General features: G+C 41.3%; 13 protein-coding genes. 9 read left to right on the top strand and 4 right to left on the bottom strand.

The window, feature by feature from the left end:
* Positions 1-238: 238 nt before the first annotated feature.
* Positions 239-3,106, bottom strand: coding sequence for a TonB-dependent receptor domain-containing protein (locus tag H5123_RS14970; protein ID WP_182698480.1), 2,868 nt, complete (start codon positions 3,104-3,106; stop codon positions 239-241).
* A gap of 694 nt (positions 3,107-3,800) precedes the next feature.
* A complete protein-coding gene (gene cysK / locus H5123_RS14965; protein WP_124016128.1) occupies positions 3,801-4,766 on the bottom strand; it encodes a cysteine synthase A in 966 nt (321 codons plus the stop codon).
* A 399-nt stretch (positions 4,767-5,165) separates the two neighbouring features.
* Between cysK and H5123_RS14960 the strand changes: the two genes are divergently transcribed.
* On the top strand, positions 5,166-6,287 hold the full coding sequence (locus tag H5123_RS14960) for a beta-ketoacyl-ACP synthase III (protein WP_124016127.1): 1,122 nt from the start codon (positions 5,166-5,168) through the stop codon (positions 6,285-6,287).
* A 238-nt stretch (positions 6,288-6,525) separates the two neighbouring features.
* On the opposite strand, the gene H5123_RS14955 is transcribed toward H5123_RS14960, so the two are convergent.
* Together H5123_RS14955 and cysZ are read right to left on the bottom strand one after the other, a co-directional pair.
* Entirely contained in the window at positions 6,526-8,859 is a 2,334-nt protein-coding gene (locus H5123_RS14955) for a carbohydrate binding family 9 domain-containing protein (protein ID WP_182698517.1), read from the bottom strand.
* 326 nt (positions 8,860-9,185) lie between these two features.
* Positions 9,186-9,959 carry a sulfate transporter CysZ gene (gene cysZ / locus H5123_RS14950; RefSeq protein WP_124016126.1) on the bottom strand — a complete coding sequence of 258 codons (774 nt, stop codon included), beginning with the start codon at positions 9,957-9,959 and terminating at the stop codon, positions 9,186-9,188.
* A 160-nt stretch (positions 9,960-10,119) separates the two neighbouring features.
* On the opposite strand from cysZ, the gene smc reads away from it, so the two are divergent.
* From smc to H5123_RS14910, 8 genes are all read left to right on the top strand, one after another.
* Positions 10,120-13,554 (top strand): chromosome segregation protein SMC, encoded by a 3,435-nt coding sequence (smc, locus tag H5123_RS14945; RefSeq protein WP_182698479.1) that lies wholly within the window; start codon positions 10,120-10,122, stop codon positions 13,552-13,554.
* A 20-nt stretch (positions 13,555-13,574) separates the two neighbouring features.
* Positions 13,575-14,627 carry a cell division protein ZipA gene (zipA, locus tag H5123_RS14940; RefSeq protein ID WP_182698478.1) on the top strand — a complete coding sequence of 351 codons (1,053 nt, stop codon included), beginning with the start codon at positions 13,575-13,577 and terminating at the stop codon, positions 14,625-14,627.
* Between the two features lie 101 nt (positions 14,628-14,728).
* Positions 14,729-16,741, top strand: a complete 2,013-nt coding sequence (ligA, locus tag H5123_RS14935; RefSeq protein WP_182698477.1) for an NAD-dependent DNA ligase LigA — start codon at positions 14,729-14,731, stop codon at positions 16,739-16,741.
* A 66-nt stretch (positions 16,742-16,807) separates the two neighbouring features.
* Positions 16,808-17,329: a DUF2919 domain-containing protein gene (locus H5123_RS14930; protein ID WP_124016123.1), complete on the top strand. Its 522-nt coding sequence runs from the start codon at positions 16,808-16,810 to the stop codon at positions 17,327-17,329.
* Positions 17,330-17,482: 153 nt separating this feature from the next.
* Positions 17,483-18,682: an HD-GYP domain-containing protein gene (locus H5123_RS14925; RefSeq protein ID WP_182698476.1), complete on the top strand. Its 1,200-nt coding sequence runs from the start codon at positions 17,483-17,485 to the stop codon at positions 18,680-18,682.
* A 27-nt stretch (positions 18,683-18,709) separates the two neighbouring features.
* A complete protein-coding gene (locus H5123_RS14920; protein WP_182698475.1) occupies positions 18,710-19,516 on the top strand; it encodes an SDR family oxidoreductase in 807 nt (268 codons plus the stop codon).
* Between the two features lie 50 nt (positions 19,517-19,566).
* On the top strand, positions 19,567-19,800 hold the full coding sequence (locus H5123_RS14915) for an RNA-binding S4 domain-containing protein (protein WP_124016120.1): 234 nt from the start codon (positions 19,567-19,569) through the stop codon (positions 19,798-19,800).
* Between the two features lie 10 nt (positions 19,801-19,810).
* The gene (locus H5123_RS14910; protein WP_182698474.1) at positions 19,811-20,197 is read left to right on the top strand and encodes a ribonuclease E inhibitor RraB; all 387 of its coding nucleotides are present in this window, start codon (positions 19,811-19,813) and stop codon (positions 20,195-20,197) included.
* Positions 20,198-20,267 lie beyond the last annotated feature (70 nt).

The raw sequence follows: 20,267 nt of genomic DNA, 5'->3' as shown, positions 1-20,267 counted from the left end.
AAAAATCGCCATACCTGCTATCTAACAATGTTCACTTTTACAATGCTTAAATCTAAATGATGAAATTAACTGGCGGAGTGAGTAAGACAAAGGTTTACGATCTCTATAAGACGTTGCCTGAATTTTGATGGGCATCAGATTGTAATTGAATGAATTAACGAATAAAAAAACGGCATCCTAAGATGCCGTTTAACCTATCTAACCTTAGTGGTTAGATAAATAGCTAAGCGATCAATGTTTAAAACTTATAGCTAGCGGTAGTATGGAAGAAGCGACCAACGTTATCGTAAGCTGAGCTGGTGGTATCTGTACCTGTATAGCCGTAAGGCAAGTCACGGTTAAATACGTTATCGATACCAAACTTCAAGGTAATACCTGAGTTAAAGTTATATGCAACTGCCATATCACTGATAAAGTAATCACCAAATTCCATGTTGCTGTTTGGATTCGCATTTAATGCTAATTCTTTATCGGTATAAAGGCTTACACCCTCAACAAAGCGTGTTCTCCAGCTAATATCCCAGCTATCGATTGAGTAACCTAAGCTCCAGTTTGCTTGCCATTTAGCATAACCGGCAGTGCCTGCAAGTTCTTCAAATGTATCTGGCTCATCCTGGAATGAAAAGTCTTTACGTTTTAATAGGCGAGTCGCAATAAGGTTAGTGCGTACATCACCACTAAAGGCTTCAAAGTTATAACCAATATCAAAGTCGATACCAGCAGCTTCGAGCGACGCAATGTTTAACGAGAACTGTCTAATTTGAGTAATTTCATGGCTCGCTGGATCACGAGTAATTAAGCTACAGTACTCGTTATTCACACCAGTTTTAGAATCGACACAACGGTCAATAATATCTTGAGCACCAACGGCACTGATTGCGTTTTCGATCTCAATATTCCAGTAATCGGTAGTGATCGATAATCCATCGATAAAATCAGGTTGATAGACAATCCCTAGGGTAAAACTTTTCGATTCTTCTGCTTTTAGCTCGCGGTTACCACCACTTAATCCTTCAAGGGTTTTATCGTCGTAGTCTGCATCAAAGCCAGCTGGGATCCCTAAAGCGGCACAATTTGTCTGACGTTGAGTTGGATCTTCTAAATCATTTAAGTATTTAGCACGGCAAGAATCATTTACTGAGAAGAATGTTTGGCTTTCTGCACCATACAACTCACTAATGTTTGGCGCACGCATGGCTTCAGAGTATGTTGTACGAACGCGGAGTTGATCGTCGACCTCCCAGCTTAAACCTGTTTTCCAAGTCGTTGCATTGCCAATAGTACTGTAATCGGCAAAACGAATCGCAAGATCAAGATCTAATTGGCGCATCATAGGTAAATCGGCTAATAATGGTAGCGTGATTTCAGCAAAAACCTCACTGACATCAAAATCACCTTTATCTTCACCTAATGCATTAAAGAAAGTACCTGCCGCATTTGATGGTTCAAAAATCTCGCTCTCTTCTTTACGGTATTCAACACCGGTAGAGAAGCCTGCATAACCGGCAGGTAATTCAAATAAACTCGAGTTAGTTAATGAGCCACCAAGTACAGTTTGCTTAATAACTGAAGTACCTGTTGAAGTGGTATTTATATAATTGATTGCATCTTGACTTGGCGCGCCAAAACCAAAGATGTTAACCGGCACACAGCCAGCATCTCTAGCGGCTTGATCTCGACATACCGCAACACCATTTTCTAAAACTGAATCAAGTGCGTTGGTATAATTATCATAGATTAAGTTATTTTTATTAACCCGTTCTAAATCCGTTTGACCGTATATCGCATAGGCGTCGTAATCCCAATCTTGAAATACTATGCCTTCAAGACCGACAACATAGCGTTGGGTTTCACGAGTATCATCTTCAATGCGTGCACCCAAGTCCGTCATAAAACGACGGATATTGAGAGTGTCTAATGGCACAGCATTTCCGTCGCTATCTTTGTTTGCTTTCATTAAAGCAACAAGTTCAGGATTGATAAAAGCGTTATCAATTTTAATATTGTTAACCGGGTTACCAAAGAAAAATGCCGGTTGACCTTCATCTGTTGATTGGCTGTTAACGTATTTAGCTTCAAAATAAACGTTATGGTTATCATTAAGCTGGTAGTTTGCTTTGAAGTTAATATTGTAACGTTCAAATTCGGGTTGTAACTCAACAAATTGATTCAAGTTGGTTACATCGCAATTAGCACAACGAATGCCATCAACATTTTGACCACTATAGACATCTCTTAACGAGCCATCAGGATTAAAGCTTTTCCAACCGTCTAAATTGAAAGTGCCCGCATTACTAATGGTGTAATGACCAGCATTAGGTGTCCATATTTTATCTGGATCTGATGGGTCATTATTATCGGTAGGACGATTTTTATTTGCTAGACTCGAAAATGAAGTTGATGTTTGATCGCGATCAAAGGCGCGAAGTTGCTCTTGAGCACTGTATTCAACTGCGAAGGCAACATTACCATCACCTTGGGCGAAGTCAGTTCCATAAGATAAAGAAAAACGATCCTTATTGTGGCCGCTGTCATCAGCCCAACCTTTGGTTGCTGATACATCTAAACCGTTAATGTCTTTCTTTAAAATAAAGTTAACTACACCAGTTACCGCATCAGCGCCATAAATAGCAGATGCACCGCCGGTAATCACTTCAACTCTTTCAATCCAAACACTTGGGATAGTATTAACATCAACAGAGGATGTACCAGCAGAGCTTGATACATGACGTTTACCGTCGACTAATACTAGTGTTCTGGCGGTGCCCATGCTTCTTAAATCGAGCAAGTTAAGACCAGATGTACCAATAAATCGCCCAGAGTTGGCTAGCGAGTAGGTATTACCGAGTGCAGGTAATTGGTTTAGCGCTTCACCAATATTAGTTACACCTGTTGATAATAACTCGTCGCCAGTAATTACTGTAACCGGTGTTGGTGCTACAGCGCCTTCACGAATAATACGTGACCCCGTTACAGATATTCTTTCTACCGGTGCAGCAGCAGTGTCTTCTGCTGCAAAAGTATTAAAAGTAGTTGCAGCAGACAGTGCCGCACCACCGATTAGCGCTACGCGAATCGCATTGGCTAGTTGTGAATTTACTTGCATTTATCTCTCCCAGAATTATTTTTTATTATGTGATGATTTTTTTAAACATTTTTAATATAAAAATGAAACAAAATTACACCAATATGGATATAACCATAATGAGATTAAAATACAATACTTATAAATCAGCATGTTACCTAAATAGGCGTTAACACATTAAACATCTTTAATTAACAAAAAATAAGCAATTCAGTGTCTAAAATACTTGGATGTGAGTAATTTGATGCTAATTGGTTTCGTTATTTTGGTTTATTGTTGTATATATGTTTATTTGCTGAGGTGTTGAGCGGGTTTTAATTACTGGTTGTTATAGGATTGTAATTTTTGTTGGTGTAAAAAAAGATGAAATTATTTAATTACGCTGAAAATGATAGGGTAAATAATCCTTTTTAGACTAAGCAGTATTAGTCATTAATAGAGTTATGAATAACGCTATTAATAACTTAAGTGACTCATGCGATATTATTTTCTTACTAGGAAAGATAATTGAAGTGGTATTTATGCGGTTATCTTGATTTGTTATTCCTGTTTAATCGGTTGTTGATTAGTGGTTAATTTTTATTCGGTAATATCTAACTCACAAGAGCAGAAAAGTAGGCGAGGGGGTATTAGTATTCACGATAAAAAATGCCAGCAATTTGCTGGCATTTTTGGGTTAATTTAGTGCTTAACAATTAAATTAAGCTAACCGGTATTACTGCACGTTTTCACTGTCACTAAATTCACCAGCAAATAATGCTGTTGATAAATATCGCTCTGCGGCAGATGGAAGAATAACCACAATCATTTTATCGGCAAATTCTGGTAATGCTGCAATACGGTTAGCAGCAACAACAGCAGCACCAGAAGAAATACCTACAAGGATACCTTCTTCTTTCATTAAACGACGGGCCATTTCAATTGACTCGTCATTTGTAACGGCTTCTACGCGATCAATAAGAGATAAATCTAAGTTACCAGGAATAAATCCAGCACCGATACCTTGAATTTTGTGTGGACCAGGCTGTATAGGCTGTCCAGCTAAAGCTTGAGCAATAACAGGTGAGTCAACAGGCTCAACAGCGACAGAGGTAATGGTTTTACCTTGTGCTTTTAAGAAACGACTGACACCGGTCAATGTTCCGCCAGTACCTACACCTGCGACAAATACATCAACTTCACCATCAGTATCATTCCAGATCTCTGGACCCGTGGTTTGTTCATGAATTGCTGGGTTAGCAGGATTATCAAATTGGCCAAGTATTAGATATTTTTCTGGTGCTGATTGGCGAATTTCTTCAGCCTTCTCAATAGCACCTTTCATACCTTTAGCGCCTTCTGTTAGCACTAAGTTAGCACCTAATGCCTTAAGCAGCTTACGACGTTCTAAGCTCATCGTGTTTGGCATAGTTAAGGTTAATTTGTAACCACGCGCTGCAGCAACATAAGCAAGTGCAATACCTGTGTTACCAGATGTAGGTTCAATTAACTCGATATCTTTAGTGAGTAGACCTTTTTTTTCAGCATCCCAAATCATGTTCGCGCCAATACGGCATTTGATACTGAAACTAGGATTACGTGATTCTACTTTTGCTAACACATTGCCATTGCTGACGCGGTTTAAACGAACTAGCGGTGTGTTGCCTAAAGTGTATGAATTATCTTCGAAAATTTTGCTCATGGATTATTTGCTCCTATGGTTGCATTGTCTAATCATAATCTGCTTAGCAGGATTTAGAAGTGATAATTTGTTCTTCTTTATTCCTTTTAGTTATTAAGGTGTAAACCTTTATTCTAAAAAACCTCTATATGCTGCTATATTAGGCTTTTGGGGCGAATTATCATCATTCAATGGTCTGACCATCAGATAAATTTAATTTAGTATGCCAAGAATAAATCATAAAATACTAGAATGGCGTTAATCAGCAAAATGTTTCTATGTCGTGCTACCCAATTGACGAGCATGGTTTATTGATAAGGGAGAGTAAACCTTTCAATAAATTAGATCGATGAATTGATGTCGATCTCTCTGGCGCAGATGAACTTTCGCTAACTCATTCACTAAAAATGGTAGAGCAAAATGAATAAAGTTGTGATTTCAGGCAGTGGTTTATACACACCACCTTACAGTGTCTCTAACGACGAACTGGTTAACAGTTACAACAGCTATGTAGACCTATTTAATCAGCAAAATGCAGCAGATATCGAAGCCGGAGCCACGGTTGCAATGGCGTACTCTTCAAGTGAGTTTATCGAAAAGGCCTCTGGGATAAAAAGCCGTTATGTGATGGTGAAAGAGGGGATTCTCGATACCGATATCATGATGCCATTAATTGCTGATAAGTCTTCTGAATTATTATCTATGCAAGCTGAAATGGGGATTAACGCAGCCAAACAAGCCCTAGAGCAAGCAAACCTAACGGCTGAAGACATTGATTTAGTGATTGTTGCTTGTGCTTATACACAGCGGGCTTACCCGGCGATTGCGATTGAGATCCAGCAAGCTATGGGCACTAAAGGATTTGCTTATGACATGCTTGTGGCTTGTTCATCAGCGACTTTTGCGATTGTGAATGCGGTTAATGCGATTCGTGGTGGTACGGCAAACAGAGTATTGGTCATCAATCCTGAATTAACCTCACCACAAATCAATTTTCGTGATCGTGACAGTCATTTTATTTTCGGTGACGTTGCTACCGCAGTTGTGGTTGAGCGCGAAGAGTTATCGACCTCAAAACGTGCCTTTAGCGTATTGTCTATGCGTTGTTTAACTGATTACTCTAGTAATATTCGCAGTAATTTTGGCTTTGTAAATCGTTGCGATCCTGAAAATGCTACTACGGCTGATAAATTGTTTCATCAACAAGGTCGTAAAGTATTTAAAGAATTATTACCGATGATTTACCAGCATTTAGATGCCCAATTTACTGATGAGCAAATAAAGCCTGAAGAATTTAAGCGTTTATGGTTGCATCAAGCCAACATTAATATGAATTTGTTTGTGGTGAAAAAGCTTCTTGGTGACAATGTTGAAGCAGATAAAGCACCAATAGTACTCGATGAGTATGCCAATACCGCCTCTGCGGGATCGGTTATTGCTTTTCATAAATTTAATCAAGATTTCAAAACCGGTGACTTAGGTTTATTGTGCTCATTCGGTGCGGGTTATTCTATTGGTAGTATTGTACTTGAAAAGTGCTAATTGGCTGATAGGCCGTCATAAAGATGCCTACCTTGCTAGCGCCGATTGATTCAATATAATAAAAGTAGCTCTTGTTCTATGGCTAAGTGAGCCGATAAGATCTGTAATGAATAAGGCCGTTGATACTCAGTATCAACGGCCTTATTGCGTCTACAGCAACTTGCTTGGTGCTGGGGGTATTTCGTCATGGCAGAAATCTATCGCATTAGCTTACCCGTCACGGTTTTGTGATTAATGCTTACAGTAACCAAGCGTAGCTGACTTTCATAAAGTAGGTCTTTTCGTCTTGGGTTAATGAATCAATGTCATCATTAGCAATAAAGGCATCTGAGTAACCGAGATAGAATACGCTTTGGGGGTTGAGTTTATAGCCATACAGTAATTCATTACCCATATCTTGATAAAGTGAATCAGGGCGTTGGTAGCGGTATAAATCAGCATCGCGCTCAATACGCGTGTACACACTGCTAAGGCGGATAAAACTGTTTAGCGTCAGCTGCCAATTTAGGCGAACGTCACTGAGATTGGCTGTAAATAAACGTCCATCGTCAACGTCTAATACCTGGTAACGATGCGAGAGATCCAGCACAAGAGATTCGGTTAGTTTCCATTCCACACCTGGATTGAACATGGTAATTGTTGCCGGACGATCGTTGGCAAAATCAATATCATCGCCATAGTTTACATCCAGCTCGAGTTTGAGTGAACCAATGGGAGTAAAGTTAGTGTAAAACCAGCCTAAGGTTTCTTCAAACATGGTGGTATTGCCATCAATGTTGATGATGCTTGGATTATGACGCCGACCCACTCGTTCACGTTGTACGATACCTGAGGCGATATAGCTTTGTAGACCACCTTCGAATTCAACAAGCATTTCTGTTTCTTGTTCCAAACGCTCATTATCTTGGCTATGGCTAATATCCCAGTCGCCACCAAATGTTATTTTGCTGAAGAAGTTATTTTCTGGGTACCAAATATAGCCGCCGCCAGCAACAAACTTGCTCACATCGACTTTATCAATGAATCCCAAATCGGCCCTAAAATCGCGGCCAATAGATTGGTATTGTGTGTTGGCATACCAATTACGGCGTTCATGCTTGTAAGTGATGCTGTACATAGCATCACTAAATTCACCGTCTTTACGAGTACGAAGCACGCGCTCATTTATCGCACAATCTCCTCGGTCACAATCAAGTTGGCTTTGGCTACAATTATCGCCGCCACAAAATTGATTAAATAGCGCATCAGGATAGGCGGTTTGTGAGTGGGCATATTGAGCCGTTAATGTATCTTGCTTTGTCGGTTGATACTTGATGTCGGCGCTAGCGACATAGTTATGGTATTCATTCGCCTGCTTCAAAGTCACTAAACCACCGACTGAAAATTGCTTACTAGGATCGAAACGATATCGGGCTGCTAAGTTATGGCTTGGCTCGTCGATAACGGCAATGTCTGAGCTTAAATTACCGGGCACTAAAAACTGACTTTGGACATCATTGGCTGCCAGTATTGCAAATGTATGGTCGTCGGTTTTGCTCGTGAGTTTTAAGCCATAATCTGGCGAACTAATATTACGGGTGTGCAATAAATCCAGTTGAGTATCAAAGTAATCTTTATTATCGAGAAAAAAGGCTCGTTTTTCTGGAAAAAACAGCGCAAAGGTGTTGTTAACATCAAGCTGGCCAGCATCGGCTTCTACTTGAGAAAAGTCAGGGTTGAGGGTGGCATTTAACAATGTAGTCGGGGTGATTCCCCAACGTAAATCAACTCCAATATCAACATTATTTTCATCATTCCAAGGTTGGGATTGACCGACATCTCTTTGTTGACTTTGGTTAGCAACTATCGATGGTGTGAGCTGTAAATCTTTACCTTGAGTGGCACCTGCTAGGCCTGATGCCGTACCTAATTGGCATAACTGACATGATACATTGCGGTCAATTTGGTGGGTGGATAAACGATGGGTTTCATTGCGAGGGTAAAAGCGGATCAGCTCAATGCCCCAGGTTTGGATAGGGTTAGTACCATCAAAATTAAATAATCTTAATGGCAGCTGCACTTCAACTTGAAAGCCGTTCGCGGTGAGCTTGCCTTCACTATACCAAATACCGTCCCAGGCATCACTTTCTTGGCCTGTGAGTTCATTTTCAATGGAGTCACTTTGGACGCCATAAGGATTAATAAAAAATTGATACGCTAAACGAGCATTGTTGAAGGTATCCAGTTTAATCCCCACCATGTCATCGCCCCAGGATTTATCGCGGTCACGTAAGTTGACCCGAATATTATCGGGATTAGGGTCTTGGGCAGTAAATGCAAAATATAGGCTGGTGTTTGACGCATATACCTTGACCTTAGTACTGACTGGCGCGGCAGTGTTTTCTCCAGGAGAAGTTTCGTAATTAAGCATCACTTCAGTGGCTTGTTGCCATGCTGCTTCATTAAAGTCGCCATCAAGTACTATATCTTCATTGATGGTCGGAATGTCGAGGTGAAACTGTTGGCTGGAACCTGCAAGTGCAGCGAAGGATAGAAAACTGCTCAACATTAACCCGCAAGCAAGGTTATTCATTTGGCGTAAACGGTTGATTGGACGTGGGCTCTTGGCTGAGGTTAACAAGTTGGTCACAGGTACTCTTTGATATTTTTGTTATTTGCGACATTATCTCAAAAAACCTATTAAAGCGGAGGTTTCGCCCGTGTTAAAATTACCGGTAAATTGTTACCAAGTGTTAAATCTTAATGGTAAATATAATAAAAAGCCCGCTGCTAAGCATCGGGCTGAGGGAGTATCAAGTCGATCTATTCTCCAATGACACCTTACTCATAAATCATCTCTGAAGGTATGCCATTAGACTGTTAGATTAGTATTTATTCATCGAGGCCAATAACAGCCGATTAATCCGGAGCGATAATATTGTTTTTGTAGGCTTGACGATATTTATCTACCCACATCGCAGTTGCGCCGCAAATGGCTACAGGCATAACGATAAAGTTAACAATAGGGATCATCGAAAATAAGGTCACCGATGCCCCGAAACTGTAGCTTGAACCTTTAGTGTTCTTAAGGGCAAACTTCATATCATCAAAACTGACTTTGTGGTTGTCAAAAGGATAGTCACAATATTGAATCGCCATCATCCAAGCGGTAAATAAAAACCATAAAATAGGTGCAGCTGTTTGACCAATGACCGGCACCCAAAACAACACTAAAAATAATAATGCTCTGGGTAAATAGTATTTCAGTTTGATCCATTCTCGGCCTAACACACGGGGCAAATCTTTCACCATATCGACAGATGTGCCGGTATTTAAATTTTTACCTGTTAAGTGTTGTTCAACCTTTTCGGCCAATAAGCCATTAAAGGGAGCTGCCAGCCAGTTCATCACTGAGCTGAATATAAATGACATGACCACTAACATGGTTAACAAGGCTAATGGCCATAAGAAAAAATGTAACCAACTTAAGTAGTCAGGGAGTTGGCCATTCATCCAATCGAATAGCTCAGTCAATTGGCCCAAGGCAAAATACATTGCCCCAGCAAACAGCAGTAAATTTATCATTAACGGGATAAACACAAACGAGCGTAACCCCGGCTGTTTAATTAATTGAAAGCCTTGCATAAAATAATTTACACCGCTCTTTTTAACGGTCTGAGTGTTGTTTACCATTTAACGCGCCTTTTTTATGACTCATAACATTGATTTTGACCAGCCAGAGACAATAAAACAAGTGATAAACAGGATCAATAGGATAAAAATCGTTACAAAATGCGGCTCAATTGCTAAAGTGAACTGCTTTTTCCTTTTAATGCGTACCTGAACTGGCAACATGAGATTAAAACAAATAAAACTTGCTGGATTTAAGTCGTTTGTAGACCCAACAAAAATCCCATTTGATAATGCCTTATCGGCCATTATTGGCCCTAACGGCTGCGGCAAATCCAATGTGATTGATGCTGTACGCTGGGTACTTGGGGAAAGTAGTGCCAAGCATTTACGTGGCGATTCGATGACCGATGTTATTTTTAACGGTTCATCTTCGCGCAAGCCTATTTCGGTGGCTGGGGTAGAGCTTGTATTTGAAAATACCCAAGGACGACTTACTGGTCAGTACGCCAGTTATCAAGAAATATCGGTTAAGCGCCAAGTCAACCGCGATAGTGAATCAAGTTACTTTTTAAATGGTCAAAAGTGTCGTCGCAAAGACATTACCGACTTATTTATGGGGACCGGTCTTGGGCCACGAAGCTACGCAATTATCGAACAGGGGACGATTTCACGTTTAATTGAATCTAAACCTCAAGAGTTGAGAGTATTTATTGAAGAAGCCGCCGGTATTTCGCGTTATAAAGAACGCCGCCGTGAAACTGAAAATCGGATTCGTCATACCCGTGAAAACCTTGAACGTTTAAATGATATTCGGGTTGAGCTCGGCGCTCAGTTAGATAAATTATCGCAACAAGCTAAAGCGGCGTTGCGCTATCGCGAATTAAAACACAGCGAACGCCAGTTACATAGCCAGCTCCTCGTTATGCGCTATCAACAACTATTACAGCAAACCGACAAGCTCGACACCGAAACGGCTGCAGGTGAACTGAGAGCTGAAGCGTTAGCCAAGAATGCCCAGCAGGGCGATACCAGTGTTATTCAGCTGAAACAGCAATTGGCTGAACTCAGTGATGCCGAACATAAACTGGTTGAACAGTATTACCAAGCTGGCAATACCACCACCAAGCTTGAGCAACAGCTTGCGCATCAACAGCAACAAGATAACCAGCTGCAACAACAAATTCAGTCGTTACAACAGCAAGTTGAGCAAGCTGAGGAACATATTGTCAGGATGACTGACGTTCACCTGCAGTTAGTTGAACAAGTGAATACTCATCAACCCGCTTATGATCAGGCAAACCAGGCGCTTGAGCAGATCGATGAGCAGGTGTTTGCTATTGAAGAAGCTTGTGATGATCAGCAACGCCAGCTAACCCAGTATGCCGAAACCTTGGCGAGCAATAAAATGCAGTTGGCACTGAGTCAATCAACCCTCAGTCATCAACAGCAAAGTGTTCGGCAAGACGAGCAGCGTTTATCTCAATCTCAAAGCGAATTCGCTGCTTTAGCACAACAGAATAACCATCAAGAATTGCAACTCAGTGAGACCCAATTAGCCAAATTTGATCAACAACTTACTGATAAACAGCTACAACACAGTCAACTTAAATTGACCTTAGTTGAACAGCAGCAAGCTGTGACTGAAGCAAGCGAAACCTATCAAAAACTCAAGCAATCGGTGACTCATCATCATTCGCGCTTGCAGTTTATTGACGAGCTATTGGCTGAGCACACTCAAGATGAGGGTCAACAATTATGGCAAGTGATTGAGGTGGTGCCCGGCTGGGAAAAAGCGGTCGATAAAGTCTTACAAGGGTTAAGTCAGTTACCTATTTTAGCTGAGGACATAACGTCTTTGGTAGATGAAACCAGTCCAATCGTGGGGTTTGAACAGCAAGAAACCGTGGTTTATCCTGCTTTGACCACGCCGGTGAATTTAGCGCCTTGGTTACAACACGTGGTGTGGGCGACGAGTATGGCTGAAGCCAAAGTGTTATTGCCGACATTAGCCCCCGAACAATATATTGCCACCCAAGAAGGTTTTTTGATTGGCCATGGTTTTGTGCTTAATCATACTCAGTCGGGGCAATCAGCTATTGTGCTCAGCCAAGAGCGCTTAAGTTTAAGTCAGCAGCTAGCAGAACTTGAGCAACAGCAGGTATCGTCTCAGCAATCACTGACATCATTAACTCAACGGGCCGCAACTACTCAGCTAGAACTGAATCAATGCCAACAAGCCTGTCATCAGTTACAAATAGAGCAGACAAAACTGCACTCTTTGGTCACGAGTTTAACTCAGCAAGTCGCTGATAAACGTCAAAAGCAACAACAATATAGTCAGACTATAAGCAAACTTACTCAGCAAATAGACGATAAACACATACAAGTTGATGCGTTTGAAGAGCAGATCCTTATTCAAGAAGAAGCATTGTTACAGGCAATGAATCAACACGAGCTGGCCCAACAAGCTTGGCAAACGAGTCAAGCTAAGCTTCGAGAAACCAAAGCTATTCGCTCTGATGCTGCTAATCGTGTTAAGCACCAGCAAGCACAAGTGCAACAGCATGTCACTGAACAAGCATTGAGCGAGCAAAAATTAAAGCAAAAGCATGAAAAAAAGACTGAATTAATCAACCAATTGACTCAGTTACAACAAATGTTACTCGACAATCAGCAGCAACGCGGTCAACATGATTTGAGCCAACTTTCAACTCAGTTAGCTCAAGTACTCGAGCAGCAGCAAGCTCTGCAGCAGCAATTACAGCATAATCGTTCTCAACAAGCAGAGCTGCAAACCAGCTTAGACAGTTTAGTATTGATGCAAAAACAACAGCTTGTAGTGCTACAGGACTTGACTCAAAAGATAAGCGCGTTAAAGTTACGTCGTGAAGGTTTAAAAGGGCAGGCCAATGGTCAGCTGCAATTACTCCAAGAACAGCAAATCCAGCTGCAACAAGTGATTGCCGACATGCCAGAGCAGGCATCTATTGACGCTTGGTCGCAACAGCTTGAAAAAGTGAAACAGAACATTTTACGTCTTGGTGCTATCAACCTTGCAGCCATTGAAGAATTTGAATCGCAACGAGAGAGAAAAGCGTATTTAGACAGTCAGGATGACGACTTAAATAAAGGGTTAGCGATATTAGAAGACGCTATCCGTAAGATAGATAAAGAAACCCGCAGTCGTTTTAAAGCAACATTTGAAACGGTAAATCATGATTTAGGTCTGCTATTTCCTAAAGTCTTTGGTGGGGGAAAAGCGTACTTGGCCTTAACGGGTGATGACCTTCTCGAAACGGGGGTTACCATCATGGCGCAGCCGCCAGGTAAGAAGAATAGCACCATACATTTACTTAGTGGTGGAGAAAAAGCGTTAACCGCTTTATCATTGGTCTTTGCCATTTTTAGACTGAATCCAGCACCCTTTTGTATGCTAGATGAAGTTGATGCACCTTTGGATGACGCCAACGTCGAACGTTTTTGTCGGTTACTGAAAGAAATGTCACAAAGTGTGCAATTTATTTATATCAGTCATAATAAAATAACAATGGAAATGGCTGATCAACTTATTGGCGTTACTATGCATGAACCTGGCGTTTCAAGAATAGTCGCAGTGGACATTGAAGCCGCAGTCGCCATGGCTGACGCGGTATAAATTAGGAAGACAGGGAATCTATGAAAGATCTACAACTGGTGTTATTCGTATTAGGCGCAATCGCAATCATTGCGGTGTTAGTGCACGGTTTTTGGTCGATTCGTAAGCAACAACCTAAGTCAATGAAACAAAGTCCTATGGCTGGGTTTTATAAAGAACAAGCTAAACGTATCGACTCTGACGGTTTTGACGCCGATGGTATTGGCCCGGTGCGCGTGCGTAAACCTGGCGAGGTTGAAGAGACGGTCATTAAGCCGATATTAAAAACTAATTTAAGCCAAAAGCCTCATTCAAGTGATGCAAAGCTTTCCAACACACCCTTGCAAGACTCGCTCCGTCAGCCCGCGATTAAGCCATCTGAGCCTAGCCATGCTGAAGCTAAAACTGCGCAACCAACACAACAGACATTGTTTGTTGAAGATGATCTTCAAGCTGCTGTGACGCCAAGCGTATCAATGAATACGCCTAAAAAGATATTTAATCCTTCAACCAGTACAGCCAAGTTAGAAAGCTATACCGGTAAGCCTCTGGCAGCCAAAGCCGAACCCCATAAAGCAACGCAAATGGCAGAGCCAACACCTGCCGCTGAGATTAACCCTGAGGTTAAGTTAGACAATAACGCTAATTCAACTCAGCCAGCTGATGCCCCGGCTGATGAACCGCTAGAGCCGACCGATGTATTAGTACTGCATATCGTGGCAAAAGAAGGTGAACAAATTAAGGGCGCTGAATTGTTACCAAGTTTGTTATCGCTTAATTTTAAATTTGGTGACATGGACATTTTTCATCGTCACATTGATAACGCTGGTACAGGTAAAGTACTGTTTTCACTTGCCAACATGTTAAAGCCAGGCGTGTTTGATCCAGATGAAATGGAGCAGTTTGTGACTCAAGGTGTGGTGTTATTTATGACCTTACCTGGATACGGCGATCCAATGATGAACTTTACCATTATGTTGAACTCGGCTTATCAAATTGCCGACGATCTCAATGCACAATTACTAGATGGACAACGTCAACCTTGGACCGATGGGACCAAAAAAGAGTATTTACGACGACTCAATGCGGCGTAGGTTGATGTTTTTATTAAGGCCGCAGCAGCGGCCTTAATTGTTTTATACCTGTTCATTTTTATAAGAAAATTACGGTTACAACTCGTATTACGGATACCACAATGCACGCTATTCAAACTGAAATGGATCAACTCACTCATACTATTAATCAGCATAATATTCGTTATTACGTTGATGATGCTCCGTCAATTCCCGATGCTGAATACGATAGATTAATTAAGCGCTTAACTGAGCTAGAGCAAGAGTATCCGCAATTTAAGTCAGTTGACTCACCGACACAGCGAGTCGGTGGTATGGCCTTGCAAAAGTTTGCTCAAATTACCCACCTTAAACCAATGCTAAGCCTTGATAATGCTTTTGAACAAGCCGACTTTGCTGCCTTTAACAAGCGTATCACTGATAAAGTCGATAGCGTTGATTATGTCTGCGAACCCAAACTCGATGGTCTCGCGGTGAGTATTACTTATCGTTTGGGTCTGTTTGAGCGAGCAGCAACACGGGGTGACGGCAGTGTCGGTGAAGACATTACTGAAAATGTGCGCACTATCCGTTCCATTCCTCTTAAATTACGTGGTGAAGGATTTCCCGATCTTGTTGAGGTGCGTGGCGAAGTGTTTATGCCTAAAGCGGCGTTTGAGGCATTAAACCAACGTCAAATCAGCAAAGGTGACAAAGTGTTTGTGAATCCGCGTAATGCGGCTGCAGGGAGTTTACGCCAGTTAGACAGTAAAATTACCGCTGCACGCGCACTAGGGTTTTATGCTTATGCACTCGGTGTGGTTGAAGGTGAATCACAACCGATGCAAACCACTCATTTTGGCCAGTTAACACAGCTAAAACAATGGGGGATACCGGTTAGCAATGAAGTGAAAGTGACTGAGTCATTGGAGCAAGTGTACGCTTATTATGCTGACATTATGGCCAGACGCACTGCACTTGAATATGAAATCGATGGCGTAGTCATCAAGGTTAACGACATTGCTAAGCAGCAAACTCTTGGTTTTGTCGCTAAAGCCCCTCGATGGGCCATAGCCTATAAATTTCCTGCTCAAGAAGAAATGACTTTACTGGAGTCGGTTGACTTTCAGGTCGGCAGAACTGGCGCCGTTACCCCAGTAGCCCGTCTAAAACCAATATTTGTTGGTGGCGTGACGGTATCAAATGCTACCTTGCATAATGCAGATGAAATCGCTCGCCTTGGGGTTAAGATTGGCGACACTGTGATCATTCGCCGCGCTGGCGACGTTATCCCACAAATTGTTGCGATAGTCCCAGAGCAGCGCCCTGATGATGCTCGAGATATTGTGTTTCCTCTGCATTGTCCTGTTTGCCAAAGTATTGTTGAGCGTTTAGAGGGCGAAGCCGTTGCGCGTTGCAGTGGTGGTTTATTTTGTGAAGCGCAACGTAAAGAAGCGATCAAGCATTTTGCCTCGCGTAAAGCGTTAAATATTGATGGTATGGGCGATAAAATTGTCGAGCAACTTATTGATAAAGAATTAGTTAAAACCCCTGCCGATTTATTTACCCTAACGGCTTCTGCGGTGACCATGTTAGATCGCATGGCAATGAAGTCGGCGACCAATATCGTGGCGGCAATTAAAGATGCTAAAACCACTACCTTGGCGCGTTTTTTATATAGCCTAGGTATTCGAGAAGTCGGTGAAGCAACCGCAGCTAATTTGGCACAACACTTCGCTGATTTTGAACTAATCCGCAGTGCCAGTGTGGAACAGTTACTTGAGGTGGCAGATGTTGGTGACATTGTTGCAAAGCACATTCGTCAATTTTTTGCTCAGCCACACAACATCGAAGTAATACAACAATTGCTTGCTGCGGGTATTACTTGGCCGGTTATAGAACAAGCCGATGAGTCACAATTAAGCCTAAAAGGTCAAACATGGGTATTAACTGGCACATTGACTCAACTTAATCGTAATGATGCTAAAGCCCAATTACAGGCCTTAGGTGCAAAAGTGGCCGGCAGTGTGTCTAAGAATACCGATTGTGTTGTTGCTGGTGAAGCTGCTGGCTCTAAGCTTGCTAAAGCACAGGAGTTGGGGGTTAAGGTCATCGACGAGCAAGGTTTGCTGGATTTACTCAATGGATCAAACTAACCGAGCTGATATTGATGCTAATAAAGATGTTTTATTTATACTTGTGACAGCCGATAAGAGGCTATTGTGAATTTTAGTAATATTACTTGGCTTGATGATCGCGGTCATATTAAACCACCGTTGTTTTTGTATTTAATCTTAGTTTTTTTAGCCCGTGGTTGGTGTATTTTTATCGCCTCACTCACCCAGTTTAATGACCGCGCTGGTTTAGTTCGGTTGTTTTATCCTGAAAAAAGCGACTTTGTCTTAGCATTAATTGCTGGCGTTGGCGCCGTGTTGCTTTATGGACTTATTATTGCCGAACGAAAACGCAGTTGGCCGATACTCATTCCACTGTTTAAGAACAGTGGTTGGTTTTTATGGGCATTGCTTATCCTTGATGGCATATTTTTATTCCAGCGGATGATGCACGATGACTTTTTGTTTAAAATTGGCTATTCAATTGACGCACTTTTTCTTTTTTGGTCAGTGATTTATGTATTAAAGTCAAAACGATTATACTACTACTTTGCCGATTGGACTGAAGATGAGACCGAGGCGCAAGTTGCAACGTCATCAATAGATGAGAGTAAACAAGATACGAAATAATGTACGCCTAGGCATAAATGCACTATATTTGATCATCACCAAAGGTAAAGATGTAAGACCTTGATACACATAAGTCTATTTGTGAAAATGTCAGTGTAACAATGGCACTTTCATTACCGCCATCATTCGGCGAATGTGAAAAGGATCGATATTTTGGCTAAAGCAGAATTACTAAAAATACCTGTTTCGCAAATGGTGCTCGGGTTAACCGTTAAGCTGCCTTTATCTTGGACTAGCCATCCTTTTTTCCGCAGTAAAGTTAAGCTTGAAAAACAAGTCCAAATTGAGATGATAAAAGGTCTCGATTTGTCATACGTTTATGTGATTGAAGGTCATGATTTATTGCCGCAAATTGCAGAACCTGAAGACATCGAATTACCTGAAGAAGTGGTTGCTGAAGAAATCGATTATCGGCCATTAGCAAAAAAGAGTATGCGCGTTAGCCAACAACATTTTCTTAAATCAGTTAATGATAGTCGAACCGTGTTTGGCAAAATCGTTAGCGATCCTGAAGGCGCTTATCGGGAAGCGGCCACTTTAGTCGAAGATTTAGTTGATCATTTGTATGAAAGCGAAACCCCTCATTTAACCTTAGTGGGCAGCGGTGAAACCGATATCAGCGTCACACAGCACGGTATTTCAGTGGCGGTTATTTCTATGCTGATTGCTCATACTTTATCACTGACTAAAAGTGAGGTGCGTGACATTGCATTAGGCAGTTTGTTTCATGATATCGGTAAACTCAAAGTGCCTGAAACCATTAGGCGCAAGCGGGGTGAATTAACCGATCACGAAAGTAACTTTTTGAAAATGCATCCTAACTTTGGTTATGACATTCTTAATCGAACCGGATTGTTTCCTGAAGCCATGCTGGATATTGTGCTGCATCATCACGAGTTTATTGATGGCAGTGGATTTCCTAATCATTTAACCGAAGCAAAAATTTTACAGACAACCCAAATAGTGTCTTTGGCCAATAGTTATGAAATCCTTTTACATCAACATCAGAGTCCACAAATTGCATTGGGCATATTATTTAAAACTCAAAGCAGTAAGCACAGTAACAATTTGATTTCGGTGTTAGTTAAAATATTAGGTATTTATCCACCAGGCACAATAGTTCGCTTAACCGACGACAATATTGCCAAGGTGATGATGACGACTACCGATGTCAAACAACCTCATGTATGGTCCTGCCATGACAGCGGTTCAGAGCCAAGCTTTCGATTTTTAATTGATGAAGATGTGCAAATAAAAGAAGTCATTAAGCTAGAAGACTTATCAGAAGGCGCGATTAAAACATTACAAGCTAACAGCCCAATCAGCTTTTATTTTAACCACTTTAATCACTAATACATCACCTAGTTACACTGAGAACACATGAATACAATTACCATTATCGGATGTGGTTGGTTTGGTTTCCCACTAGCCACACAGTTAGTTAAACAAGGTTTCAAGGTAAAAGCTTCAAAGCGTGATCCTGATGATTTAGCTCAGTTACAGCAAGCGGGTATCGAGGCTTATCAACTCGATTTGGCCCATATTATTGCTGATGCAAAACACTCATCTTTATTCGATGCCGATGCTATCGTGATTAATATACCGCCTGGACTAAGGCGCGGTGATACTGACTATCTTGCTTATTTAACTCAATTGAAAAACTTTATCGGTGAACGCCAATACCAAAAAGTGATTTTTATCAGTACGACAGGGGTTTATCCGTCGCTAGATCAAATCGTCACCGAACAAGATGCGGCGGCATTTAATGATAGCAGCGATATTTTACTACAAGCAGAAGCGATATTTTCTGCAATGCAAAACAGCTGTATTGTGCGATTTTCAGGCTTAGTTGGACCGAAACGTCATCCTGGACGCTTTTTTGCGGGTAAAACCGATGTGAGTGGTGCCAATGTTGCGGTAAATTTAGTGCATTTAGATGACTGTATTGCTGCCGTTAGCTTGATTTTGTCACGTAAAGATACCTCAGCTATTTATAATCTTACTGCAAATGAGCATCCTACTCGCGGTGAATTTTATGTTGCTGCGACCAAGCATCTGGGATTAATTGCGCCGCAGTTTAATCAACAGGAACAACCCAGTAAAATTATCGACGGTCAATTAATCAGCCATCAGTTAGGCTTTGAATATGCCTTTAGTAGTCCATTTAAAATGCTTGATGCTTGCTAAACTGGCATAGGCTATAATAGCCGATATATTTTGATAAAAAGGCGATTATTGTGACGACTCAAACTCAAGCGTTTGCATTACTTCAAGGTGATGAATTCGTAGAACTGTACAAAGTACTCAAAGTACTTGGTTTAGTTAACGGTGGTGGTGAAGCAAAGCATGTCATTACCGAAGGTCAGGTTACCGTTAATGGTGAAGTTGATACGCGTAAACGTAAAAAGTGTGTTGTTGGCGATATGGTATCGTTCAATGGTACAACAATTGAAATTGTTCCAGCAGAGTAAGGATTGATAAATGCAATTCCCAGAAGATGATAATGGCCAAATGTTGGCAGCAATGGCGGATGCCGGTATTGATCTTACTAAGTCAATAGAAGTCGATTTCTTCTTAGTGTTTGATGATCAACGTGATGCAGAGTCAGCGTTAGAGGCATTAAGCCAAACCGATATGCAAGGCGAGCTTGAGCTAAATTTTGATGAAGAAAACACTAAGTGGGAAGTGATTGTTTGCTTGCAAATGGTGCCAGAATACGCGGCACTGGTTGGTAAAGAGACCGAGTTAAATAGCTTTGCGCAAGAATTTGACGGTATTTCTGATGGTTGGGGCGTAATGCAAAATCAAGGTGGCGATGATGAATTTGCTGATGATGACCATGTACACGGTGAGCATTGTAAACACTAATATCGCCATTTAGTCATGATTAAAAATTGAATTGTCCAATTCAAAAAAAGCCGTTAATGCCCCGCATTAA

The organism is Shewanella sp. SR43-4 (assembly GCF_014163845.1).
GTDB classification, from domain to species: Bacteria; Pseudomonadota; Gammaproteobacteria; order Enterobacterales; family Shewanellaceae; genus Shewanella; species Shewanella vesiculosa.
The sequence above is the reverse complement of the archived record's forward strand: the minus strand, read 5'-3'. Positions and strand labels throughout refer to the sequence as shown.

Excerpts from the sequence above, each read along its gene's own strand:
- zipA (WP_182698478.1), top strand. The coding sequence starts at position 13,575 with ATGAAAGATCTACAACTGGTGTTATTCGTATTAGGCGCAATCGCAATC.
- H5123_RS14920 (WP_182698475.1), top strand. The coding sequence starts at position 18,710 with ATGAATACAATTACCATTATCGGATGTGGTTGGTTTGGTTTCCCACTA.
- smc (WP_182698479.1), top strand. The coding sequence starts at position 10,120 with ATGAGATTAAAACAAATAAAACTTGCTGGATTTAAGTCGTTTGTAGAC.
- H5123_RS14970 (WP_182698480.1), bottom strand. The coding sequence starts at position 3,106 with ATGCAAGTAAATTCACAACTAGCCAATGCGATTCGCGTAGCGCTAATC.
- H5123_RS14955 (WP_182698517.1), bottom strand. The coding sequence starts at position 8,859 with ATGAATAACCTTGCTTGCGGGTTAATGTTGAGCAGTTTTCTATCCTTC.
- ligA (WP_182698477.1), top strand. The coding sequence starts at position 14,729 with ATGCACGCTATTCAAACTGAAATGGATCAACTCACTCATACTATTAAT.
- H5123_RS14960 (WP_124016127.1), top strand. The coding sequence starts at position 5,166 with ATGAATAAAGTTGTGATTTCAGGCAGTGGTTTATACACACCACCTTAC.
- cysK (WP_124016128.1), bottom strand. The coding sequence starts at position 4,766 with ATGAGCAAAATTTTCGAAGATAATTCATACACTTTAGGCAACACACCG.
- H5123_RS14910 (WP_182698474.1), top strand. The coding sequence starts at position 19,811 with ATGCAATTCCCAGAAGATGATAATGGCCAAATGTTGGCAGCAATGGCG.
- cysZ (WP_124016126.1), bottom strand. The coding sequence starts at position 9,959 with ATGGTAAACAACACTCAGACCGTTAAAAAGAGCGGTGTAAATTATTTT.